Annotated in this window: 17 protein-coding genes and 1 tRNA gene; 6 read left to right on the top strand and 12 right to left on the bottom strand. The window is 59.5% G+C overall.

Annotated elements, in window-relative coordinates:
- Positions 1-70 precede the first annotated feature (70 nt).
- Entirely contained in the window at positions 71-2,122 is a 2,052-nt protein-coding gene (locus tag ACR0IK_RS02230) for a ComEC/Rec2 family competence protein (RefSeq protein WP_480640316.1), read from the top strand.
- Here ACR0IK_RS02230 and lexA read toward each other — a convergent pair.
- The 6 genes from lexA to ACR0IK_RS02260 all read right to left on the bottom strand — a co-directional run bounded on the left by lexA (position 2,116) and on the right by ACR0IK_RS02260 (position 6,941).
- On the bottom strand, positions 2,116-2,814 hold the full coding sequence (gene lexA, locus ACR0IK_RS02235) for a transcriptional repressor LexA (RefSeq protein ID WP_480589188.1): 699 nt from the start codon (positions 2,812-2,814) through the stop codon (positions 2,116-2,118). The two genes, ACR0IK_RS02230 and lexA, sit on opposite strands and share 7 nt — an antisense overlap.
- Before the next feature lie 78 nt (positions 2,815-2,892).
- Positions 2,893-4,065, bottom strand: coding sequence for a molybdopterin molybdotransferase MoeA (locus tag ACR0IK_RS02240; RefSeq protein ID WP_480640317.1), 1,173 nt, complete (start codon positions 4,063-4,065; stop codon positions 2,893-2,895).
- A complete protein-coding gene (gene moaC, locus ACR0IK_RS02245) occupies positions 4,062-4,535 on the bottom strand; it encodes a cyclic pyranopterin monophosphate synthase MoaC (RefSeq protein WP_480640318.1) in 474 nt (157 codons plus the stop codon). The genes ACR0IK_RS02240 and moaC overlap by 4 nt, the downstream gene beginning before the upstream one ends.
- Positions 4,535-5,347, bottom strand: coding sequence for an indole-3-glycerol phosphate synthase TrpC (gene trpC, locus ACR0IK_RS02250; protein ID WP_480589182.1), 813 nt, complete (start codon positions 5,345-5,347; stop codon positions 4,535-4,537). Before trpC ends, moaC begins: the two co-directional genes overlap by 1 nt.
- Positions 5,344-6,363: an anthranilate phosphoribosyltransferase gene (gene trpD, locus ACR0IK_RS02255; RefSeq protein ID WP_480589180.1), complete on the bottom strand. Its 1,020-nt coding sequence runs from the start codon at positions 6,361-6,363 to the stop codon at positions 5,344-5,346. The genes trpC and trpD overlap by 4 nt, the downstream gene beginning before the upstream one ends.
- A complete protein-coding gene (locus tag ACR0IK_RS02260; RefSeq protein WP_480640319.1) occupies positions 6,360-6,941 on the bottom strand; it encodes an anthranilate synthase component II in 582 nt (193 codons plus the stop codon). The genes trpD and ACR0IK_RS02260 overlap by 4 nt, the downstream gene beginning before the upstream one ends.
- Before the next feature lie 195 nt (positions 6,942-7,136).
- Here ACR0IK_RS02260 and ACR0IK_RS02265 point away from each other — a divergent pair, with 195 nt between their 5' ends.
- Positions 7,137-8,630 (top strand): divergent polysaccharide deacetylase family protein, encoded by a 1,494-nt coding sequence (locus ACR0IK_RS02265; protein ID WP_480640320.1) that lies wholly within the window; start codon positions 7,137-7,139, stop codon positions 8,628-8,630.
- A 44-nt stretch (positions 8,631-8,674) separates the two neighbouring features.
- Here ACR0IK_RS02265 and trpE read toward each other — a convergent pair whose 3' ends face one another.
- The 5 genes from trpE to fabI form a co-directional block, all read right to left on the bottom strand.
- Entirely contained in the window at positions 8,675-10,186 is a 1,512-nt protein-coding gene (gene trpE, locus ACR0IK_RS02270) for an anthranilate synthase component I (RefSeq protein ID WP_480589174.1), read from the bottom strand.
- A gap of 12 nt (positions 10,187-10,198) precedes the next feature.
- On the bottom strand, positions 10,199-12,040 hold the full coding sequence (locus ACR0IK_RS02275; protein ID WP_480640321.1) for a SurA N-terminal domain-containing protein: 1,842 nt from the start codon (positions 12,038-12,040) through the stop codon (positions 10,199-10,201).
- A gap of 79 nt (positions 12,041-12,119) precedes the next feature.
- Positions 12,120-13,295 carry an aminotransferase gene (locus tag ACR0IK_RS02280; RefSeq protein WP_480640322.1) on the bottom strand — a complete coding sequence of 392 codons (1,176 nt, stop codon included), beginning with the start codon at positions 13,293-13,295 and terminating at the stop codon, positions 12,120-12,122.
- A gap of 27 nt (positions 13,296-13,322) precedes the next feature.
- On the bottom strand, positions 13,323-13,832 hold the full coding sequence (gene gpt / locus ACR0IK_RS02285; RefSeq protein WP_480589168.1) for a xanthine phosphoribosyltransferase: 510 nt from the start codon (positions 13,830-13,832) through the stop codon (positions 13,323-13,325).
- Between the two features lie 5 nt (positions 13,833-13,837).
- Entirely contained in the window at positions 13,838-14,644 is an 807-nt protein-coding gene (gene fabI, locus ACR0IK_RS02290) for an enoyl-ACP reductase FabI (protein WP_170325040.1), read from the bottom strand.
- Between the two features lie 135 nt (positions 14,645-14,779).
- Here fabI and pdxH point away from each other — a divergent pair, with 135 nt between their 5' ends.
- From pdxH to ACR0IK_RS02310, 4 genes are all read left to right on the top strand, one after another.
- A complete protein-coding gene (pdxH, locus tag ACR0IK_RS02295) occupies positions 14,780-15,385 on the top strand; it encodes a pyridoxamine 5'-phosphate oxidase (RefSeq protein ID WP_480640323.1) in 606 nt (201 codons plus the stop codon).
- Positions 15,386-15,527: 142 nt separating this feature from the next.
- A complete protein-coding gene (locus tag ACR0IK_RS02300; RefSeq protein ID WP_174822655.1) occupies positions 15,528-16,034 on the top strand; it encodes a cold-shock protein in 507 nt (168 codons plus the stop codon).
- 6 nt (positions 16,035-16,040) lie between these two features.
- A complete protein-coding gene (locus ACR0IK_RS02305) occupies positions 16,041-16,508 on the top strand; it encodes a DUF192 domain-containing protein (protein ID WP_480640324.1) in 468 nt (155 codons plus the stop codon).
- Between the two features lie 43 nt (positions 16,509-16,551).
- Positions 16,552-16,628: transfer RNA gene (locus ACR0IK_RS02310), tRNA-Pro, on the top strand.
- A gap of 10 nt (positions 16,629-16,638) precedes the next feature.
- On the opposite strand, the gene ACR0IK_RS02315 is transcribed toward ACR0IK_RS02310, so the two are convergent.
- Positions 16,639-17,073: a hypothetical protein gene (locus ACR0IK_RS02315; RefSeq protein ID WP_480640325.1), complete on the bottom strand. Its 435-nt coding sequence runs from the start codon at positions 17,071-17,073 to the stop codon at positions 16,639-16,641.
- Positions 17,074-17,123 lie beyond the last annotated feature (50 nt).

Raw genomic sequence — 17,123 nt, forward strand, 5'->3', positions numbered from 1 at the left:
TTAACCTTTTGGTAACCGTGTCTGGCATAGTTTGGCGTCTGTCTAACGAGCCCGAAGGACGGGGGCAACCATGCGTGTTCTGGCACGGGTCGAGGCCGCATTGCTGAACCAGACCGGGTATTTGTTTCAGTGGTCTCCGGTATGTCTGGCCGTCGGCATTGGTCTGTACTTCAGTCTCCGGTTCGAACCGGGTTGGCTGGTTTATTCATGCCTGTTGGCGCTGATGTTGGGCCTGGTCTGGGCCGGTCGCAAGATGCGAACCGGTTGGGCTGCGTTGGTAACGGGGGGCGCGCTGATCGCGGCTGGCTTTGTACTGGCCGGCGCGCGGGCCCACACGGTCGCAGAGCCGGTTCTGTCTTGGCGTTATTACGGTCCGATCGAGGGGAGGGTCGTGGCCATGGATCGCTCTGCCTCGGACGCGTTGCGGGTGACGCTGGACCAGGTGCGCATAGGGGACGTGCACGAGGACCGCCGCCCGCAGCGCGTCCGGCTTTCATTACATGGCGAACCGGCATCGCTGGCACCGGGCCAAAGGATTATGACCACGGGCCACCTTTCACCACCGCAAGGCCCGGTCGAGCCCGGAGGGTTCGATTTCCGCCGACATGCCTGGTTTCAGCGTCTCGGCGCGGTTGGATACACCCGCGTTCCAGTGATGACAATTGCGCCGCCCGGAGGGGCGACCGAAGGGGTGCGCGTCACGGCGATGAGGATGGCCATCTCTGAACGGGTCCGTTCGATCCTGCCCGGTGAGATCGGTGGGTTCGCTGCTGCGGTTACCACAGGTGACCGCAGTGGGATGGGGCAGGAGACGCTGAAATCTTTGCGCGCATCAAACCTTGCGCATTTGCTGGCGATATCCGGCCTGCACATGGGGCTGCTGACGGGGTTCGTGTTTCTGGTCTGCCGACTGGCCCTGTCCGCTGTTCCCGCCGTGGCCTTGCGTCTGCCTGTGCGTAAGCTGGCGGCACTCTGCGCACTTGTCGCAGCTGTCATCTATCTGATGCTGTCCGGTGGCAACGTCGCCACCGAGCGGGCCTTTGTCATGGCAAGCGTCATGCTTGGGGCAATACTGATCGACCGTCGCGCGATCTCTCTTCGGGTCGTTGCAGTGGCCGCTTTGATTGTCTTAGTGTTGCGCCCAGAATCTCTGCTGAGCCCAGGCTTTCAGATGTCTTTTGCAGCGACGACCGCGCTTGTGGCAGTGTTCGGACAATTGCGGGATTATGGTCCATTGCCGGGGCCGAAATGGACGAAACCTGTTGCGGGGCTGGTACTGTCGTCAGCCATTGCCGGTCTGGCGACAGCTCCAATCGGAGCGGCCCACTTCAACACGATGTCGCATTACGGGCTGTTGGCTAATTTGCTCTCGGTGCCGGTGATGGGGACGGTTGTGGTGCCAGCGGCCTTTGTTGCGGCGCTGTTGGCCCCGTTCGGGTTGGAGGCACTGGCGCTACACGTCATGGGGTTGGGGTTACAGTGGATTCTGATTGTCTCGGACAGGGTCTCCGGCCTGGAGGGCGCTCAAGGGTTTGTCGTTAGCCCGCCGCATTATGTTTTGCCGATGTTTGCCCTCGGCGCCTTGTGGCTGGCGCTGTGGCGCGGGCGGGCGAAGTGGATCGGAGTAGCGCCGGTAGCAGTGGCGTTTTTGCTTTGGGGGCAAGGGCAACGGCCCGAAGTTCTGATAGCGGATTCCGGCGGATTGGTGGGCGTCATGACCGAAAAGGGCCGGGCACTCAGCAAGGAAAAGGGCAGTGGGTTTATTGCGACCGTTTGGCTTGAAAACGACGGCGATGGTGCGGACCAGACCAACGCCGCCCGCCGCTGGCCCGATACGTCCGGCGCGATCCAACGTTATGTCTGGCAGGGCAAGGAACTGGTCCACGTTACAGGAAAGCGCGCCGCTCAGGGCTTCGGGGAATGCCGGGAAAATCAGATTGTTGTTTCTGCCGTTCCCTTGGATATCGCTGGGGATTGCGGCCTCTTCGACCCGGACCGTCTGAAAGAGACCGGAAGTCTCGCTTTATCCAACGGTCGCATTACAACCAGTCGAGCGGTCATCGGCCATCGTTTGTGGTCCCCGGAGTTGACCGGGGACGTTTACTCAAAAAAGGCTCAGTAGCTGCGGATCAGCCCGACCAGCCGTCCCTGTACCTTAACCTTGTCCTCAGGCAGAACGCGGGTTTCATAGGCGGGGTTCGCGGCCTCAAGGGCAATAGCGTTGCCGCGGCGGAAAAACCGTTTCAGCGTAGCTTCCTGATCTTCGACCAGAGCAACCACGATGTCGCCGTTATCTGCCACTCTGGTTTCGCGGATGACCACAACGTCACCATCATTGATGCCCGCGTCGATCATCGAATCCCCGCGGACTTCCAACGCATAATGATCACCTTTGCCCGAAACCATGCTGCCCGGAACCGCAACGCGGTGCGACACGTGACTGATCGCTTCAATCGGAACACCTGCAGCGATGCGACCCATAACCGGCAGTTCCATGGCGTCCACAGTGACCGGTTCGAAATTCGCCGGGCGTGGCCCCTCGGGCTTGTCGCCTTCAATGACGCGCGGTTTGAAGGCGACAGTAGGTTCACCGCCCAGGCTTTCCGGCAACTTGACAATCTCAATCGCCCGGGCGCGGTGGGCGAGGCGGCGGATGAAGCCGCGTTCTTCCAGTGCCGTAATCAGGCGATGGATGCCGGATTTCGACCTCAGATCCAATGCAGCCTTCATTTCGTCGAAACTGGGCGGAACGCCGTCCGCCTGAACGCGTTTGTGGATGAATTCCAACAAATCCAACTGTTTCTTGGTCAGCATTGCTCACACCTCGTCGGTCATGCGTTTTCTTTTGTTCTACGCATGTTCACGTTTTGTGTCAACGGATTTGCACGCCTCCTAAATCGGCAGGTACAGCACCTTATCCCCGGCGGCGCGCGCGGGATCATGCGGTTCGCGTACCAACAAGGCGTTTGCCTGCGCCAGAACGCTTAGCAGAGAACTGTCCTGATCGGTGCAGGCGCGAATGCCAGTGTCGTCCAATATCGCGCGCATATAGTGTTCACGCGGGCCGTTTTCGGTGATCGGTTCGGCCAGACGGGCTCGCCGAAATGGCGTTAGAATCTGTTCAATGCCCAACATGCGACGCACCATCGGGACCAGGAAGAGATAGCCGCAAACCATTGCGCTCACAGGATTTCCCGGCAGGCCGACCATCGCGGCATTGCCCAGCCGACCAGCCATCAGAGGTTTACCCGGCCGCATTCGGATTTTGTAGAAGGACCGTTCCATCCCCAGCGATTGCGAGACATCGGCGACAAGATCGTATTCACCGACCGACGCGCCGCCGATAGTAACGACCAGATCGGCACCCTCTGCCAGCCCAAAGGCGGTTTCAAGCGAGGCGACGGTGTCGCGAGCAATCGGCAGGATACGCACCTGCGCGCCTGCGTTTTCCAGCAGGGCTTTCAGGCCAAAGGTATTCGAGGCGATGATCTGATCGGGCCCGGGGGTTTCGCCCGGCATGACCAGTTCGTCCCCGGTTGAGATCAATGCAACGACGGGTTTGCGCGTGACTGGCACCGCCGGAATGTTCATGGCCGCCATCAACGCAATGTCCTCGGGGCGCAGAACGCGCGGCGTCGAGATCTGCGTGCCGCTTTGAAAATCGATTCCGGCCGGGCGGATGTTGGACTTGGTGCCGGGCTCGTCCGTGATCGTCAGCAGGTCGCCGCGACGGTCGGTATCTTCTTGAATAACAACAAAATCTGCGCCATTTGGTATCGGAGCGCCGGTGAAGATGCGCACGGCCTGACCTGGCCCGACGGTGCCTTCGAAACGACGACCGGCGGCGGACTCACCGATGACTTTGAACATCGCGTGCAGTTCGACCTCGGTCGCCTTCAGTGCATAGCCATCCATTGAAGATGCGGAAAATGGCGGCTGATCGCGGGTGGCACTGACGTCTTGCGCCAGAACGCGTCCGGAGGCGTCGGCGAGCGAAACCGTTTCGGCATTAAGCGGGGAAACAAGATCAAACAGCAGCGCCCGGGCGTCTTCAACCGTAATCATTTCGCCTCGTAACGTCCTGATTTACCACCGTCTTTCAGCAGAACCCGAATGCCGCCGATTTCCATCGCCTTATCGACAGCCTTGGTCATGTCATAGACGGTCAGCGCGGCGGTTGAGGCCGCGGTCAGGGCCTCCATCTCGACCCCGGTCTGGCCCGAGGTTTTGACGGTTGCCTCGATCTGAACACCGGGCAAATCAGGGTCCAGCGTCAGTTCAACGGCCACTTTGGTGACCGGCAGAGGGTGGCACAGCGGGATCAGTTCGGGTGTTTTTTTTGCACCCATGATGCCGGCCAACCGTGCAACGCCCAGAACGTCACCTTTCCTGGCGCGGCCCTCGGAAATCAGATCAAAGGTTTCCTTCGCCATTTTGATGTGGCCGGCTGCAACTGCCACCCTGTCAGTTACTGCCTTGTCGGATACATCGACCATGTGCGCCTGGCCCCGGGCATCAAAGTGGGTCAGTGGCATCACATCACTCCGGGGATCAGCGGGTTTGCCAGCAATTGACGCGTTGCAGCGGTGACATCGTCTTGACGCATCAGGCTTTCACCGATCAGGAAACAGCGCGCGCCATAGCGGGCGATGTCGGCCAGGTCTTCGGGCGTGCTCAGGCCGCTTTCGCATACGATGGTCCGGTCGCCCGGCACCAGTTTCGACAACCGGCGCGTGGTATCAAGCGAGGTCTCGAAGGTCTTGAGGTTGCGGTTGTTTATCCCGATCAGAGGGCTTTTCAACTGTGTCGCGCGTCCCAGTTCGGCCTCGTCATGGACCTCGATCAGGACGTCCATGCCCCAATCGAACGCTGTCTGTTCCAGTTCAGCCGCCTGACTGTCCTCGACCGAGGCCATGATGATCAGAATGCAGTCCGCACCTAATGCGCGCGCCTCGATAACCTGGTAGGGGTCGTACATGAAGTCCTTACGCAAGGCAGGCAGCGACGTGGCCGCGCGGGCTTGGGTCAGATACTCTTTGGCGCCCTGAAAGCTGGGTGTGTCGGTCAGCACCGACAAGCAGGCCGCACCGCCTTCCTCATAGGCTTTGGCCAGCACGGGCGGGTCAAAATCCGGGCGAATCAACCCTTTGGAAGGGCTGGCTTTTTTGACCTCGGCGATCAGACCATAGCCTTTGCGCGTGGCCGTCCGCAGGGCAGCAGCAAAGCCACGAACCTCAGGGGCGAACCTTGCTTCACTTTCCAGAACGTCCAGAGGTTTCTCAGCCTTGTCCGCGGCAACCTCCTCCAGTTTGTAGGCTTTGATCTTGTCCAGTACCGTCTCTGTCATGCGGCCTCCTGAGTCATGCGGGCCAGTGCGGCGATTTTTTCTTTGGCTTTTCCGCTGTCGATACTTTCGACGGCTTTGGCTACTCCGTCCTTCAGGTCGGCGGCAGCGTCTGCGACGACCAATGCGGCGGCTGAGTTCAGCAGCACCGCATCACGATAGGCCGAGGGCTGCCCATCCAGCAGGGCACGGAAGGCAACGGCGTTTTCTTCCGGCGTGCCGCCGAGGATATCCTCAAATGGGTGCACTGGAAGGCCTGCGTCCTCGGGGTGAAGCTCGACCTCTTTGACAACGCCGTCCTCAAGTGACGCGACCCAGCTGATGCCGGTGATGGTCAGTTCATCGGTGCCATCGGACCCATGTACCAGCCAGGCGTGGTCTGAACCCAAAAGGCCAAGTGTTTCTGCCATCGGGCGGATCAGATCGCGGCTGAAGGCTCCGGTCAGTTGGCGTTTAACACCGGCCGGGTTGGTGAGCGGGCCGAGGATGTTGAAAATAGTGCGGGTGCCGAGCTCTTGCCGAGAGGGCATGACATGGGCAATAGCCGGATGGTGCATCGGTGCCATCATGAAGCCGATGCCGACTTCTTCCAAAGCCTTTTCAACAGTTTCCGGGCCAACCATCACGTTGATTCCCAACTGCCCCAAGGCGTCCGCAGCGCCGGATTTCGAGCTGAGATTGCGATTGCCGTGCTTTGCCACGGTGACACCGGCACCTGCCACTACAAAGGCCGTAGCGGTCGAGATGTTCAGCGTTCCCTTGCCGTCCCCCCCGGTGCCGACAATATCCATCGCACCGGTGGGCGCGCTGACGGCGTTGCACTTCGCGCGCATCACAGCGGCGGCAGCGGCGTATTCCTCGACCGTTTCACCTCGGGTGCGCATTGCCATCAATAATCCGCCAATCTGGCTGGGGGTGGCTTCACCTTCAAACAGAATTGCGAAGGCTTGTTCGGCCTCGTCGCGGGTCAGAGACCGGTCGGCGGCGGCTCCGATCAGCGGTTTCAGAGCGTCGCTCATGCGGGAACTTTCATCTCGGACAGGAAATTCTTGAGCAGGGCGTGGCCGTGCTCGGAGGCGATAGATTCCGGGTGGAACTGAACGCCGTGGATGGGCAGCTCTTTGTGCTGCAGGCCCATGATGGTGCCGTCTTCCAGCTCGGCCGTGACCTCAAGGCAGTCGGGCAGCGTATTAGGATCAACCACCAAAGAATGATAGCGGGTCGCCTCAAAGGGCGAGGGCAGCCCGGCGAAGACACCTTTGCCGGTATGGTGCATCGTACCCATTTTGCCGTGTACGATTTCGTGGCAGCGGATCACGTCTCCCCCAAAAGCCTGCCCGATGGTCTGATGCCCGAGGCAAACGCCCATAAGCGGCGTTTTCGTTTCAGCCGCTGCCTCGGTCAGGGCCAGGCATATGCCAGCCTGATCCGGGTCACACGGACCGGGGCTCAGCAGGATGCCCGCCGGGTTCATGGCCATGGCTTCCTGAACATCCAAAGCATCATTCCGCCGAATAACCATTTCGGCGCCAAGTTCGCCTAAATAGTGTACGAGGTTGTAAGTAAACGAGTCGTAGTTGTCGATCAGCAGCAGCATTTGGGCACTTGTCTCGGCTTGGGCATTTGGGGCTGGCGATACAGCCCCGGGCCACGGTATAATGTCGGGACATACATGCTCAGGCTTGCACGGCAGCGTCAAGGGGACATCCGGTTCCTGGCGCCTCGGCAAGCAAATGCCGCAGCAGACGGCGAACATGCGATCGAAGCAGGACCAGGACGAGAGGCAATTGTGATGGGCGGATTTGTCGGTGGAATGATCGTGGGAACGGTCGTTGTTCTTGTATTGGGGGCAGTGTTGTCTCTGAACACGCCTCTGACGAAAAAACCAGAAGTGGCGGTGTCCGCTCCGGAACCCGCTGCGGCAGAGGTTCCCGAAACCACCGCTGAGGCGACCGACACCGTTGGCGATTCAGATGTGTTGGACCTGCCGCCAACCGAACCCGAATCCATCTTTGACCAAACCGACACACTGGCTGAATTGACGGATGTCGAGATCGAGCCTGAGGCCCAGCCCCAGGTGAATGAACACGCTGCGCAGGCCGATGAGCCCGTCGCGGCCCGTTCAACACCAGTTTCCGTGTCGACAGAGGCACCTGTTGCGCCGCAGGCACCGCCTTTGGTGCAGGGATCGCCCGACGCCGAGGCTTTGCCCGAGGTGTCGCTGGATGCGCCCGAAGCTCAGCCTGAACCGGTCGTCGAGGTTGAACCCCAGCCGGACCCCGAAACTGTTAACGTTGAATCTCAACCCGTACCCGAAGTTGCGCCGGAAACCGAATCCGCCGTTACCGATATTGCGCCGGATGCCGAACCCGAGGTGGCCGATACCACTGCTCCAGAAGCAGAAACAAACCCCTTCGAGAATAGCCCGATTGCGGTCGAAGGAGACGAAGATGCATCACCGCGCGATTTGCCCCGGATAGCATCCGTTCCCCAGATCGGAGGTGAAGGTGAAGTCGCCGCAGCTCCCAGCGTTGGCAGACGTGTTTTGCCCCTGACCGAACGTGATGATGTAGAACAGGTTGCCGATACGGGCACTGATGTGGTTGTTCCGGGCAAGCCGATTGAGGCCTACGCTGCCGATTTTGAGAACCCCGAAGCCAAGCCTTTGATGTCAATCATCCTGATCGACGACGAGGGTGCTTTCGGCGCTGAAGCGTTGCAGGACTTCCCGTACCCGCTGACCTTTGCCGTCAGCCCCTCTGATCCCGAAGCCGCCGAAAAGATGAACAAGCATCGCGATGCCGGTTTCGAAGTTCTGGCGCTGGCCGATCTACCCGAAGCCGCCAGCGCGCAAGACGCCGAGGTCTCTCTGGCCGTTTGGCTCGATACGCTGCCAGAGACGGTGGGTATCCTCGAGGGTGTGGACTCTGGCATTCAGGGCAATCGAAAACTGGCCGATCAGGTGGCTGCGATTGCCGCCGGTACTGGGCGGGGTTTGATCACGCAGGATAACGGGCTGAACACCGTGCAAAAGCTGGCGGCGCGGAATGGCGTGCCGTCGGGCGTGATCTTCCGCGATATAGACGGCGCACGTCAGGATCCCAAGATCATGCGCCGTTTCCTGGATCAGGCCGCGTTCCGAGCCGGGCAGGAGGGGACTGTTGTCATGCTCGGCCGCCTGCGCCCGGACACTATCTCAGCCCTCTTGCTATGGGGACTCGAAGACCGGGGCAACCGCGTCGCAATGGCCCCGATTTCCGCGGTGATGATGAAAGAGGTTCAGTAATCGCCAACCGCTAATTCGGCTGACCGCTTCGGCCAGCCGTACTTTTAGCTGTTGCCGGAACCGGTAAACCGGGCGGCATCGGCTGCCGCGCGGCGAATGGCGTTCGATTTGTGAACGGTCTCCATATATTCGTATTCGGGGTCGCTGTCATAAACGACACCGCCACCGGCCTGAATATACAATTTGTGATCCTTCACGATGGCTGTCCGCAGGGCGATACACATATCCATGTCGCCACCGGCGCTGAAATACCCCACACCGCCGCCATAGACGCCGCGCTTTTCGGGCTCTAACTCGTCGATGATCTCCATCGCGCGAACTTTCGGCGCGCCTGAGACGGTACCCGCTGGCATTCCTGCAAAAAACGCATCCAGCGCGTCCTTGTCTTCGGCCAGTTCTCCAACCACGTTCGAGACGATGTGCATCACATGGCTGTAGCGTTCGATGATGAACTCTTCGGTCGGGCGCACGGTACCAATTTTGGCCACGCGGCCCGTGTCATTGCGGCCCAGATCCAGCAACATCAGATGCTCGGCCAGCTCTTTCTTGTCGGCCAGCAGGTCGGCCTCGTTGGCCTTGTCTTCTTCGGGCGTCGCGCCACGAGGGCGGGTGCCGGCGATCGGGCGGATCGTGACCTCATCGCCAAAGACTCGCACCAGAATCTCGGGGCTGGCACCGACGACCTGAAAGCCGCCGAAGTTGAAATAGAACATGAAAGGCGACGGGTTGGTGCGCCGAAGAGACCGATAAAGCGCAAAAGGCGGCAGCGGGAAGTCCTGCGTCCAGCGCTGCGCCGGGACAACCTGAAAGATGTCGCCTGCGCGGATGTATTCCTTGGCCTTTTCAACCGCTTCCATATAGCCGGACTTGGTAAAGTTCGACACCGGCGGCGCAATCTCGGACGCATCCCCCAGATCGCGGGTTTCAGCGGGCATGGCGCGTTCCAGATCGCGCACCGCGTCCATCACACGCTCGGCGGCCTGCGCATAGGCGGCCTTGGCCGTTTGCCCTTCGGCCACCCAGGCGGGGGAGACGACCGTGACCTCGCCTTTGACACCGTCCAGAACGGCAATAACCGATGGGCGCAGCATGATTGCATCGGGCAGGCCCAGCGGGTCGGGGTTCACGTCCGGCAGGTATTCGACCAACCGCACCATGTCATAGCCCAGATAGCCAAACAGACCCGCCGCAGCCTGTGGCAGGTCGTCGGGCAATGCGATGCGGCTTTCGGCCAGCAACGCACGCAGGTTGTCCATCGGGTTGCCGTCTTGCGGGTCGAACGCCTCGGCATCGAAGCGGGCCGAGCGGTTCAGTTCCGACGTTTCCCCGCGACACCGCCAGATCAGGTCCGGCTTCATGCCAATGATCGAATACCGCCCGCGGATCTCTCCACCGGTCACGGATTCCAGCATGAACGCGTCTTTTTGCGCACCGGTCAGCTTGAGCATCAGCGACACGGGCGTGTCCAGATCAGCCGCCAGGCGGGTATAAACGACCTGGTTTTCGCCAGCCTCATAGGCGCGGGCGAAGCTGTCAAACTCGGGGGTCAGGGCCATATTCGGTCTCTTCTAATAGCTCGACTGCACGGCGTTCAGCGCGCGCTGATCGATCACCGGGCGGGCGCGGGCCTGCGCGTCGCGCACATAGGCGTCAAAGACGTTCTGGGCCAGCGCCTGGTTCAACTGAGCCTCAAGCGCGGCCTGGGCCTGACGCAGCTCGTCGGTTTCGGCCGGCGGCAGCAACTCTTCCAGACGGACGATGAACGCCGAACTATCACCGGCAACGGTCCGCAACTCGCCAGGTTCCATTTCGAACACCTGCACCATGAAATCTGCTGACACATCATCCAGAAACGCGGTGCGGGTCAGGGCGTTTTCTACGCGGAACGGCAAGCCGGTGGTGGTGAAGTCGCCATCCTCTTCCAATTGCTTCAGGACCGCATTGGCCTGTTCCTCCAGTGCCTTGTTTGTCTCAGCCTGCGTCCATGCAGCCACCACGCGGTCACGGGCGCTGTCCAGCGGTTCGGGGCGTTGGGGCAGAACCTCGTTCAGGCGCAGGGCAAAGATCGAACCGTCTTCAAGGAACGCGACTTCGGGGAAGTCGCCTTCGTTCACCGCTTCGGCGGCAATGCGGAATCCGTCATAGGCAGCAACGCCATCGTCGCTTTGACGGGTCCAGTCGATCTGGCCCAGTTCCATCTCGGTCTCTGAGGTTAACTCTTCCAGAGTGGCGCCTCCGGCCAGCATGTCGTTGATTCCTTCGGCCTGTGCTTCGATCTGGCGGCGGGCGCGATCGGCGGCCAGTTCCTCGCGCAGGGCGGGGGCTGCGTCTTCGAACAAGGTTTTGCTTTCAGCGAGCGAACCATTGATGCGGAACAACGCGGGGCCAAAGGTCGAGGGCAGTGGGCCTACCACAGTGTCCACATCGGCGGCAAAGACGGTATCGGCCGCTTCGCCCAGATCCTCGCGGGTCACGTCGCCAAGGTCGATATCGCTGAGTTCCAACTGGCGATCGCGTACCAATTGTTCAAACGTAGTGCCGCCGACCTCAAGCTGGGCCATCGCCGTTTTCGCGGCCTCCTCGCTGGGATAGGTCAGGCGTTCAACCAGACGACGTTCAGGCTGGTGGAACTCAGACGCGCGCTGATCGTAAAGGCGGCGCACCGAGTCCTCGTCAACCTCGACACTGTCCAGCAGCATTTCGGGCGACAGGATGGCATAGGTCAGTTGCTTGGTACGAGGCAGGGTGAACTGATCCGTGTTCTCATCATAGTAGGCCTGAACCTGCTCATCCGTGGGCGCGGCGACAGGTGTGGTCAGGGCGTCAGGCCCGACTGTGGCCACGGTAAAGCTGCGGCGGGCACCGACATAATCGGTCAGGACTTGCGTCAGGACCGACGGCATTTCAACGCCGCTGACCACCGCGTTCTGCACGATGGTACGCGAGGATTCCTTGCGCAGATCCGATTCGAACTCGGTATCCGTCATCCCGACCTGTTCCAACTGAAACTGATAGGCGTCACGGTCAAACGTACCATCGACACCTTGAAAGGCCGGAATGGCAACGATTTCCTTTTGCAGGTTCTCGTCTCCAATCGAAATTCCCAACTCGCTAACTTCGTTGTCCAACGCGGCCAGAGCGGTCAGGCGCGACAAGGCCAATTGGTCCAGCCCGAACTCATGCGCCTGCGACATTTGCAGCGGCTGGCCAGTCTGGCTCTCGACCGCGCGGATTTCACGCTGCAGCTCACGGACATACTGGTTGATCGAAACCTCTTCGTTCCCCACCTGCGCAACAGTGCGCACGGTGCCGGTCAGGCTGGTTGCGCCAAAGCCCGCAAGGCCCAGCATCAATAGGCCCATGAGAATCCAGACAAAGGTCTTCGATAGGTTTTTCATGCCTGCGGCCATGGTGCCCTCTTATTCTGTGGCAAGTTACTGCCCTGTCGGTTGCGGCCCTGAATACGATGCACGTCGCCGGGGGGCAAGCTCAGAAGGACAAGGCCTGCAGCCGGTCAAACAATTGAGCGATTCCGGAACGGTCGAGATTGGCAAAGGCGATTCGGACCTGACGTTTTCCCTCTGGGTTATTTGCGGGCATGAACATCGTACCGGGGAGCAGCAGGATACCGGCCTCGGGTACCAGACGACGCGCCAGTTCGTCTGAGGATATATCAAACGGGTGCTCGAAATAGGCGAAATAGGCCCCCAGCCCCAACAGGCGCCAACCCTTGCCGGCCAGACGGGGCAGCTCTTCCTGAATCGCGGCACGACGGTCGAGGATTTCTGCGCGTTCTCCGGCTACCCATTGCGACAGATTCTTCATCCCCCAGAGCGCTGCGAACTGGCCGATCTGGCTGGGGCAGATTGCTACCGTGTCCAGAAACTTCTCGATTTCCGCCAGAAGGTCCGCGCCGGTTGCAATCGCGCCAACGCGGTGACCGGTCAGGCGATAGGCTTTGGAAAACGAATAGAGATGGACCAGCGTCTCCTGCCAGCCCGGCTGGCTGAACAGATCATGCGGCGGACCGATGCGGCTGTCGAAGTCGCGATACGTTTCGTCTACCAACAGGCGAATACCGGTCTCGCGCGCCAGATCATAAAAGGCGCGCAACAAATCCGAGGGGTACTCCACGCCGCCGGGATTGTTCGGGGTGACCAATACAATGGCGCGCGTGTTGTCGGTGATCAAGGCGCGGGCCACATCGGGATCGGGCAGCAGATCATCACCGGTCTTCAGGTCGATAGCGTGCACGCCTGCCATATCCAACCACATTTTATGATTGAAATACCAAGGGGTTGGCAGGATGACCTCGTCCCCTTCATCGGTAATGGCCGAGATCGCCGCCGCAAAAGCCTGATTGCAGCCCGAAGTGATGGCAACCTGATCCGCCGCGACCTCTGCGTTGTAATGCTGGCTGATCTGTGTCGCGAGTTCGGCACGCAGTTCGGGATTTCCCAGAACCGGCCCATACAAATGCGCTCTGTCCTCGGTCACTGCAAACTCGGCCATGGCTTGACGCAGCGCCAAAGGCGGCGGATCGACCGGTGCGGCCTGGCTGACGTTGATCAGAGGCCGATTCTCGAGAAAGACCACGCCCTCCAGCCAACGTCGCGCCTCCATCACCGGAGGGGCGAAAGTGGCGGCGGTACGTGTCCGGTTCATGCGTGGTCCTGGATGTTCAGCAAAAGATCAGTCGGTGCCGCGATAAGGCTCGACATATTGCAGGGCCATATCCCACGGGAAAAAGATCCACGTGTCCTGGCTGACCTCAGTGATGAACGTGTCCACCATCGGGCGCCCTTTGGGTTTGGCATAGACCGTTGCGAAATGTGCCTTGGGGTACATCGCGCGGACCAGTTCCAGGGTTTTACCGCTGTCGACCAGATCGTCGATTATCAGAATACCCTCACCATCGCCCATCAGGTCAGCGTCGGGGGCCTTCAGCACCTCGGCTTCACCTTGCGCCTGATGGTGGTAGGAGCGGACGCTGACCGTGTCGACGGTACGTATATCCAATTCACGGCTGACGATCATCGCGGGCGCCATGCCGCCGCGTGTGATGGCGACAACGGCACGCCATGCGCCGTCATCCGGGCCTTGACCGTCCAGCCGCCACGCCAAAGCGCGCGAGTCGCGGTGAATCTGGTCCCAGCTGATGTGAAAGCCTTTTTCGTGGGGCAGGCGGTCTTTGGCGCTCATTTTTCTTAACCTTTTTCAACGTCCGGGGCGTCCACGGCCTTCATGCCGACAATGTGATAGCCCGAGTCTACGTGCAGATTCTCACCGGTAACGCCGCTGCTGAGATCGGACAGCAAATACAGTGCCGACTTGCCTACATCGTCGATGGTCACGTTGCGGCGCAGGGGCGAGTTATATTCGTTCCACTTCATGATATAGCGGAAGTCGCCAATGCCGCTGGCGGCCAGTGTCTTGATCGGACCGGCCGAGATCGAGTTGACGCGGATGCCATCCTTGCCCAGGTCCTCGGCCAAGTATTTGACGGACGCTTCCAGCGCCGCCTTGGCCACACCCATTACGTTATAATGGGGCATTACCTGTTCGGCACCGTAGTAGGTCAGGGTAACGGCGCTGCTGCCTTCGGACATCATCTTCTCAGCCCGCTGCATTACAGCCGTGAACGAATAAACTGATACATCCATGGTCAGCTTGAAATTCGCCCGGCTGGTATCGACGTAACGGCCGCGCAACTCGTTCTTGTCTGAAAAGCCAATCGCGTGAACGATGAAATCCAGCTTGCCCCATTTTTCTTCCAGTGACGAGAACAGCGCATCAATTGAAGCCTCATCGCTCACATCGCAGGGCAGGACGATCTCGCTGCCCAGTTGCGCCGCCAGCGGATCGACTCGTTTTTTTAGCGCATCTCCCTGATAGGAAAAGGCAAGTTCGGCTCCGGCTTCGGATAAAGCGCGGGCAATTCCCCATGCGATCGATTTATCATTGGCCAGTCCCATGATGAGGCCGCGTTTTCCGGCCATCAACTGATTTGACATGTTCGGTTCTCCGCCTGTCTTCGCGTCATGTTGAGTTGGTTTATGCCATTGGATGCGCTGCTTCAAGGCCACGAACTCTTGCCCACAGCGGGTTCTCGCCCTAGGGTGGTTAATAAAAGTTTCCGGGGGATGGAAATGACCGAGCGTGGTGGCATTTTTGCCGGCGCTGATCCGTTTCAAATTTCGGATCGGTGGCTGTCAGAGGCCAAAGAAAGCGAATTGAATGATCCCAACGCCATAGCGTTGGCAACCGTGGACCCGGATGGCATGCCCAACGTGCGCATGGTGCTATTAAAAGAGATCGAATCCGATGCCTTCGTGTTTTACACCAATTACGAAAGCGCCAAAGCCACTGAGCTTGAATCAGCAGGCAAAGCGGCATTTGTCATGCATTGGAAATCATTGCGGCGGCAAATCCGGGTTCGTGGTACAGTCACAAGGGAAAACGGGCCGCAAGCTGATGAGTATTATGCGTCCCGCTCACTGAAGAGTCGACTTGGGGCATGGGCCTCAAAGCAATCCCAGCCCCTAAGCAGCCGGTCTGCCCTAATGGCAGAGGTTGCCAAGGTGACCGCGAAACTGGGGCCGAACCCTCCGCGGCCACCGTTCTGGGGCGGATACAGGCTGGTACCGACCGAGATCGAATTTTGGGCCGATGGTGCCTTCCGGCTGCATGACAGGTTCCAGTGGCGTCGGGATCAAGTGGGCTCGGTGTGGGAAGTACAGAGGTTGAATCCATGACGTTCGCGTATCGTGAAATGCAACGAGCAGGAAACAAAGGGTTTTTTCAGCTTGAATTTGCGCGTCATTCCCATACACATCGGACCCTTAACGAACTGTTAAAATTCGCGATGGGAAAACCGTGCCAGAAGATCTGAACAACATGTACCGCGTCCGTGGACACGTAAAATGGTTCGACCCTGCCAAGGGGTACGGGTTCGTTGTGTCCGACGAAGGCGGTCCGGATATTCTGTTGCATGTAAATGTGTTACGTAATTTCGGGCAAAGTTCTGTCGCCGATGGCGCCGGAATCGAGATCATGACCCACCGCACCGACCGCGGCGTTCAGGCGGTCGAGGTTATCAGTGTCGATCCACCCGCACGGACCGACTCGATGATGCTGGCGGATTTTGCCGAGCTTGATCCCGTTGTGATCGCCGAAGCGCCGCTCGAGGCTGCACGGGTGAAATGGTTCGATAAGGGCAAGGGGTTCGGTTTCGCCAATGTTTTTGGTCGAAACGAAGATGTATTCCTGCATATCGAAGTGTTGCGCCGGTCCGGTCTTGCCGACCTGCAACCGGGCGAGGCGCTGGCGATGCGCGTCATCGATGGCAAACGCGGACGTATGGCGGCTCAGGTCCTGGCCTGGGAAGCCGCATTGGACGACTGATTGTTCATGACCAGACTAATCGCGGTTCTTGCAAGTATAACAATGCTGTGGACCGGAGAGGGGCTGGCGGCGTGCCGGGAAGACCGTGTCGGTCTGCGCAACGATAAGACACAAATTACTTTCAATGTTGAACTGGCGATGAGCCCGCAAGACAGGGCGCGCGGACTGATGTTTCGCGAGTCGCTGCCGCAGCGGTCCGGGATGTTGTTCGTGTTCGACCCGCCGCAGAGGGTCGCGTTCTGGATGAAGAACACTCTGATTCCCCTGGACCTCATTTTTCTGGACCGCACCGGAACCGTGACCCGCGTACACGAAAATGCGATTCCCGGCGATGAGACTCAGATTGAAGGCGGCGATTCGGTCTTTGCAGTTCTGGAAATCAATGCCGGGCTGGCGGCCCGCTACCTGATTACGCCGGGAACCCAGATGCAGCACGAAATTTTTTTGCAGGGCCCTGCAATTTGGCCCTGTTAGGGCTTTTCAAATCAGAACGGCACGTTTAGGAAGGCGCACGGTCCGGGGCGTGGCGCAGTCTGGTAGCGCACCTGTTTTGGGTACAGGGGGTCGTAGGTTCGAATCCTGCCGCCCCGACCACTTCTTTCCTTTACGTGGGTGATCCACCCATCACCTGGAACAGCGCGCCAAGCGCCTGATCCAGTGTTTTGCTTTCCACCGGAACATTGACCGCAGGTCCAGTCTTCTGAGGCACATTAAAAAACAGCTCTGCATCTACGCGGTAACCCGAGGCGTTCTTGGTTGATGTCATACGCATGACGCTTTTGGGAAGGTTCTGCGGGTATCCATCATAGTTGAGAATCAGATATGCGGTTGTGTCGGGCGGCAGCAACTCGGTGCATTCGTAGACCCGATTCCCGATCTTCTGGAACCGCTCACCGGGTCCGGCACATTGCGTTTCGAACGTATCGAAAAGCCGTTTGGGATATGTGTCGAACTGCGCGCTGCGCGTTGGAGGTGGCACATCTTGTGGTGCGCAGGCCACGGTCAACGCCAATACGGGAAGCAAGCGATACACCAACATCGAACCTGACCTCCCTCGATCAACCGTTTTAAACTAAATGCACTTTGTCC

It is taken from the genome of Ruegeria sp. BF7 (assembly GCF_056538605.1).

What these genes read in the sequence shown, in the direction of transcription:
- ACR0IK_RS02275 (WP_480640321.1), bottom strand. Translation starts at nt 12,040, where the DNA reads ATGGCCGCAGGCATGAAAAACCTATCGAAGACCTTTGTCTGGATTCTC.
- trpE (WP_480589174.1), bottom strand. Translation starts at nt 10,186, where the DNA reads ATGGCCCTGACCCCCGAGTTTGACAGCTTCGCCCGCGCCTATGAGGCT.
- ACR0IK_RS02315 (WP_480640325.1), bottom strand. Translation starts at nt 17,073, where the DNA reads ATGTTGGTGTATCGCTTGCTTCCCGTATTGGCGTTGACCGTGGCCTGC.
- ACR0IK_RS02265 (WP_480640320.1), top strand. Translation starts at nt 7,137, where the DNA reads ATGGGCGGATTTGTCGGTGGAATGATCGTGGGAACGGTCGTTGTTCTT.
- ACR0IK_RS02300 (WP_174822655.1), top strand. Translation starts at nt 15,528, where the DNA reads ATGTACCGCGTCCGTGGACACGTAAAATGGTTCGACCCTGCCAAGGGG.
- gpt (WP_480589168.1), bottom strand. Translation starts at nt 13,832, where the DNA reads ATGAGCGCCAAAGACCGCCTGCCCCACGAAAAAGGCTTTCACATCAGC.
- ACR0IK_RS02280 (WP_480640322.1), bottom strand. Translation starts at nt 13,295, where the DNA reads ATGAACCGGACACGTACCGCCGCCACTTTCGCCCCTCCGGTGATGGAG.
- fabI (WP_170325040.1), bottom strand. Translation starts at nt 14,644, where the DNA reads ATGTCAAATCAGTTGATGGCCGGAAAACGCGGCCTCATCATGGGACTG.
- trpC (WP_480589182.1), bottom strand. Translation starts at nt 5,347, where the DNA reads ATGACAGAGACGGTACTGGACAAGATCAAAGCCTACAAACTGGAGGAG.
- ACR0IK_RS02260 (WP_480640319.1), bottom strand. Translation starts at nt 6,941, where the DNA reads ATGCTGCTGCTGATCGACAACTACGACTCGTTTACTTACAACCTCGTA.
- trpD (WP_480589180.1), bottom strand. Translation starts at nt 6,363, where the DNA reads ATGAGCGACGCTCTGAAACCGCTGATCGGAGCCGCCGCCGACCGGTCT.
- ACR0IK_RS02240 (WP_480640317.1), bottom strand. Translation starts at nt 4,065, where the DNA reads ATGATTACGGTTGAAGACGCCCGGGCGCTGCTGTTTGATCTTGTTTCC.
- ACR0IK_RS02230 (WP_480640316.1), top strand. Translation starts at nt 71, where the DNA reads ATGCGTGTTCTGGCACGGGTCGAGGCCGCATTGCTGAACCAGACCGGG.
- lexA (WP_480589188.1), bottom strand. Translation starts at nt 2,814, where the DNA reads ATGCTGACCAAGAAACAGTTGGATTTGTTGGAATTCATCCACAAACGC.
- pdxH (WP_480640323.1), top strand. Translation starts at nt 14,780, where the DNA reads ATGACCGAGCGTGGTGGCATTTTTGCCGGCGCTGATCCGTTTCAAATT.
- moaC (WP_480640318.1), bottom strand. Translation starts at nt 4,535, where the DNA reads ATGCCACTGACCCACTTTGATGCCCGGGGCCAGGCGCACATGGTCGAT.
- ACR0IK_RS02305 (WP_480640324.1), top strand. Translation starts at nt 16,041, where the DNA reads ATGACCAGACTAATCGCGGTTCTTGCAAGTATAACAATGCTGTGGACC.